The 4,949-nt window shown below is 71.0% G+C and carries 3 protein-coding genes; 1 reads left to right on the top strand and 2 read right to left on the bottom strand.

From position 1 onward, the window contains the following. The coding region (locus tag ABYE80_RS17070) for an acyl-CoA desaturase (protein WP_372791509.1) at nt 1-843 on the top strand (843 nt) is incomplete at its 5' end. Nucleotides 844-1,186: 343 nt separating this feature from the next. Here ABYE80_RS17070 and ABYE80_RS17065 read toward each other — a convergent pair. Next, on the bottom strand, nt 1,187-2,512 hold the full coding sequence (locus tag ABYE80_RS17065) for a hemolysin family protein (protein ID WP_372791507.1): 1,326 nt from the start codon (nt 2,510-2,512) through the stop codon (nt 1,187-1,189). Between the two features lie 173 nt (nt 2,513-2,685). Continuing rightward, nucleotides 2,686-4,949 (bottom strand): penicillin acylase family protein (locus ABYE80_RS17060; protein WP_372791506.1); only part of this gene is annotated, 2,264 nt, incomplete at its 5' end.

Here is a 4,949-nt window from a genome sequence, read left to right as displayed (position 1 = left end):
CTGCCCTTCCTGGCCTTCCTCGTGGCGATCCCGGCCGGCTGGAACGCCTGGGTCGACGGGATCGACCTGGCGATCTTCGCGCTCATGTACGCGATCACGGGCTTCGGCGTCACCATCGGCTTCCACAGGCTGCTCACCCATCGCGGGTTCACGGCACCGAAGTGGGTCGAGTACACCCTCGCGATCTTCGGCTCGATGTCCGTGCAGGGACCCGTGACCAGCTGGGTCGCCGACCACCGCAAGCACCACGCGTTCACCGACGAGGACGGTGACCCGCACTCCCCCCACGTCGGGCACGGATCCGGACTGTCAGGTCTCTGGCACGCCCACGTGGGCTGGATCGTCAAGGACCAGGGGTCCGCGCAGCGCTCGAAGTACGCCAAGGACCTGGTCGAGGACCCCGGGATGCGCCGGATCTCGAAGAACTTCGAGTGGATCGTGCTCGCGAGCCTCGGCATCCCCGCCCTCCTGGGGTTCGTGCTGCACGGGTTCACCCTGGAGGGCCTGCTCCGAGGTCTGCTCTGGGGCGGGTTCGTCCGGATCTTCCTGCTGCACCACATCACCTGGTCGATCAACTCGATCTGCCACTTCCACGGCAGACGGCGGTTCGACATCGAGGACCGGTCGACCAACGTCGCCTGGCTGGCGGTCCCCTCGCTCGGCGAGGCGTGGCATCACAACCATCACGCGTTCCCGCGAGCCGCGGTGCACGGCATGGGCAAGCGCGAGATCGACATCACCGGGTGGGTCATCGCGGGCATGGAGCGACTCGGCCTGGCCCGCGACGTCGTGCGGATCAGCCCGGAGCGTCAGCGGGCGAAGGAGCTCGAGGTCGCGTCCTGACCCGGGAGAGGGACACGCGCACGAGGTTTTAGACAGGGTTGAGGAAGCGCCCCCATACTCACTGACGCGAACGTACCTCGCGCAGTGCACCTCCTCCCAGAAGCAGCGAACGGCCCGCCTACCGGCGGGCCGTTCGCGGTTTCATGCTTGGTGGACCCACCCCGGTCCACCGGTCTCTCTCCTCCGGATCCGTCGTCCCACGGACGGACCCGAGGTCCTGCGTGCTCCGCGTCGTCCCACGGACACGGGCACCAGCAACCAACGACGCACCGTCCGCGTTCTTGCGGTGATCGTCACGACCCCGTGAACGTGGCGCGTTTGCGCTAGTAGTGGAACGCGCCCGTCAGTCGTCGTCGCGCGCGGCGCCGACGGCCGGTGCGCGACGGGGCCGAATGCGCACCGCCTCGATCCGGTTCTCACGGACCGACTCGACCCGGATCGAGTAGCCGTTGGCCGTGATCGTGTCCCCGCGCTTGGGCAGCCGGCCGAGCTCGGCGAAGACGAACCCGCCGACGGAGTTATAGGCGTCGGTGTCGACGGGCAGATCGAGACCGTGGTCGGTCAGATCGGTGACCGCGACGTGCCCCCTGACGAACCAGTCGCCGTTGGCGAGCTGGCGGATCTCCCCGCCGGCCGGGTCGGTCTCGTCGTCGATCTCGCCGACGACCTCCTCGATGATGTCCTCGACCGTCACGATGCCCGCCACGCGCCCGTACTCGTCCACGACCACGGCCATCGACGAGCGATTGCGCTGGAGGTCAGCGAGCAGGTCGTCCAGCGGCTTGGTCTCGGGGACGATCGGGGCGTCCTTGATGAGCGCATCGATCGACGCCTGCGGCCCCTCGGCCATGAGCTGACGGGCCAGCGAGTTGGAGTGGACGATGCCCTTGACCCTGTCCTGGTTCTCGTCCTCGGTCACCAGCAGGCGCGTGTGCCCGGAGCTGATGCACCGCCGCAGCGCGGTCTCGACGTCCTCGCTGGTGTCGACCGTGACCACGGCGGGGATCGGCGTCATGACCTGACGCGCCTCCTGCTCGTGGAGATGGAAGACACCCGAGAGCATCGTCGCCTCTCCGGGGTCCAGCCGCCCGACATCCCCCCACCGGCCGATCAGGATCCGCAGCTCCTCCGGGTTCGGTCCGTCCTCGAGCTCGGCGTCGGGGTTCACCTTCAGCCCGCGCAGGATGCGGTTGGACGCCGAGTTCAGCACGTGGATGAACGGCCGCATCGAGACGTTGAACCACCGCAGCGGCCGTGCGACCCGCACCGCGATCGCCTCGGGCCGGACGATCGCGTAGATCTTGGGCACCTGCTCGCCCGCGGTGATGTGCGCAGCCGTCACCACGATGTAGGCGATCGCGATCGACAGACCGACGGCGACCCCGTGCGAGAGCGTGTCGCCGAAGGCGGGCTCCACGAGCTCGGCGATCGCGGGCTCGCCCAGGAAGCCGATGCCCAGCGACGCCAGGGTGATGCCGAACTGACAGGCCGACAGGTACTCGTTGAGGTCCCTGTGGATCTCGAGCGCGAGCTTCGCGCCTCGGCGTCCCTCCGCCTCCATCTCCTCGAGACGGTTCGGGCGGACCCGCACCAGCGCGAACTCGGCCGCGACGAAGAACCCGTTGACGAAGACGAGCAGGACGACCGCAAGCAGCAGCACCACGGTCATGGGGCGCTCGGGCGATCAGGCGGACCGGGGTGGTAACCCGGACTTCGAGGACGGTCGTCGTTCATGGAGCGACGCGGGAACCGTAGCACCAGGACCCCCGGTGCACCCATCCGGCGGGCCGATCCGCGCACGCGGAAGCACGATCGACACCCAGGAACACGGGCCGTCGGTCCTCACAACCTCCGGGCACGGAGGCGCAGGGTCCTGGTCCCGGCGACCTTGACGGCGACGTCGTGGTCGCCCCGACGCAGCCCGCGAACGGCGAACCGCACGGTGTGCAGCCCGGGGCCGAGGGTCCGGGCGCGCGCCCGGCGCACGAGCTTCCCACCCCGGCGCACCTCCAGCGACACCCGGGCGCGCTCGGTCAGCCGCAGGGTGATCGCGAACGGACGGCGACCGCCGAACACCGGCGATCCCGCGGTCACGGTCGAGAGTGCCCCGCACGCGCGCCGACGCTCGATCGCGTGCACGCGATGGAAGCGCCCGCCCAGCCGGCGCAGCGCCAGGCGCCGGACCGCCCGCGTCCCGTCGGCCTCCAGCCCTCGGAAGCGCAGGACGTACCACCCGTCGCGCAGGCGGGCGTCCGTGAAGGTGAAGGACCGCGTGCGCCTCCCGAACGACCGCACGCGGACCGCGGGTCGCACCGGCCGGCGCTCGGAGCCGACGCGCAGCAGGTCGACCGACACCCTCGCACCGTCGCGGGGCACCACCCTGACCGTGACCGCACGCCCCTTGGGCGTCGTCCCGACCGAGGCGAAGGCACGCCGCTTCAGGCAGGCGCCGCCGACCGGCGTGCGCCCGAGCCGGCCGAACATCGTCAGGCCCTGGGTCGTCGGCCGGTTCACCCAGTGCATGGTGAGGACCGCGGCCGGGAGGAACTGGATCCGCTCCGCCCCCGCGTCGGCCTCCCATGCGTCCGGGTCGTCCGCCGGGGGGTCGGTCTTCGCGGCCAGGGCGTCGCCCGCCTCGCGCAGGGCCTGGAGCACGCGGTCCGAGCAGGCGCCGCGACTGCCGGCCGCATCCGGTGTCCCCCCGCAGTAGATCCGCGACATCGGGCTGCGCAGCGGGTCTCCGAGCGCCCGCTTCAGGTCGCTGTGGACCTGGCCGTAGAACCCGGTCTCGTAGGCGCTGCCGGCGGAGTTCGGCGCGTTGTCGAACTGCAGCGGGATGCGGGCCGGGTCGCCGATCACCGGGGTGAAGATCGCGCGGATCAGCGGCTCCCAGAGCGCGTCCATGATTGCGACGGCGGAGGCCCGGTCGTAGCGGCCGTCACCGTCCCCGTCGCGTCGCAGCGCGCCCTCCGCCGCCCACGTCCGCAGCAGCTCGAGCATCCTGCGGTCCCGCGCCCCGAGATCGCCGCGCTCCTCCAGCAGGCGCAGGACCAGCGGCGCGACGTACCGTCCCCGGAGGTCGGTCAGGCCGGCGTGTTCCATGACCTGCACGAGACGGGTCGGCGTGATCGTGCCCTTGGGCTCCCCGGTGATCGCCTCCTCGACCAGACGGCCGCGGTGCAGCGACCCCCAGCCCCACTGCGCGTCGCTCGCGCCCCACCCCGGAGCGGGACGGTTGTTCCACGACGACAGGAGATCCCGACGAGGCGAGACCTCGTGCGGCACCTCGGCGCTGGACAGGTACGCGTCCTCACCGCGCTCGTCCTTCTTCCACTCCCACTCCCCGGTGCCCCACACCGGGAGATCCGGATCCGCGGCGGCAGGGCGACGGGGATAGAGACCGCCGTGCACGTAGGCGATCTCGTGGTCGTTGGCGTAGGACCAGTTGGTCGAGAGGTTGTGCGACTCGTGGAAGATCCGGACGAAGTCCTTCCCGGTCCGCGCCTCGTTGCGGTTCAGCTTCAGGATCGAGACGGCCGGGTCCAGCTCCTTGCCGTAGGTGGACCGCTTGCGGCTGACCGCGACCGGCACGTCGCCGAGCGTCCCTCGGGCGACCACGGGTCCGTGGACCGTCCGCTCGACGATGATGTCGGGCAGCCCGGGTGGGACCGTGCCCGGGTACAGCGCGGCCGTGCGGTACGTCCGCCGGTCCATCGGTTCGCAGCTGCCCTCGAACACGTAGTGCCGTGACTGCTCGGTGGGAGGCGACCCGTCCGGGTTGCAGAGCTTCTCGACGTACGTGTCGATCATGTCGCTGGCCCCGGCCGTGGCCGTCCAGGCGTAGTCCTGCGTCCGACCGAGGACCACGAGCGTCGAGAGCCCCGGGAACCCCGCGCCGCGCGCGTGGATCGTCGGCGAGTGGAGCTCGTAGTCCATGAGGATCTGCGGCGAGAAGTACCCGGCCTGCGGCCCGCCCAGGATGATCGGGCGCCCGGTGGCCGAGCGGCCCGCCCCGACGACGAGGTGGTTCGACATCCGTCCCGGGCGGGAGAGATCCAGCGCGCCCAGCGGGGTCGAGAGCTTCAGCCGCTCGTGCTTCACGCGCG

It is taken from the genome of Paraconexibacter sp. (assembly GCF_041602235.1).
In the GTDB taxonomy this organism is placed as follows: Bacteria; Actinomycetota; Thermoleophilia; order Solirubrobacterales; family Solirubrobacteraceae; genus Paraconexibacter.
Note: the sequence above shows the minus strand (reverse complement) of the source record. Positions and strands in the feature narration are given on the sequence as shown.

Coding starts and splice junctions, on each gene's coding strand:
- ABYE80_RS17065 (WP_372791507.1), bottom strand. CDS start 2,512: ATGACCGTGGTGCTGCTGCTTGCGGTCGTCCTGCTCGTCTTCGTCAAC.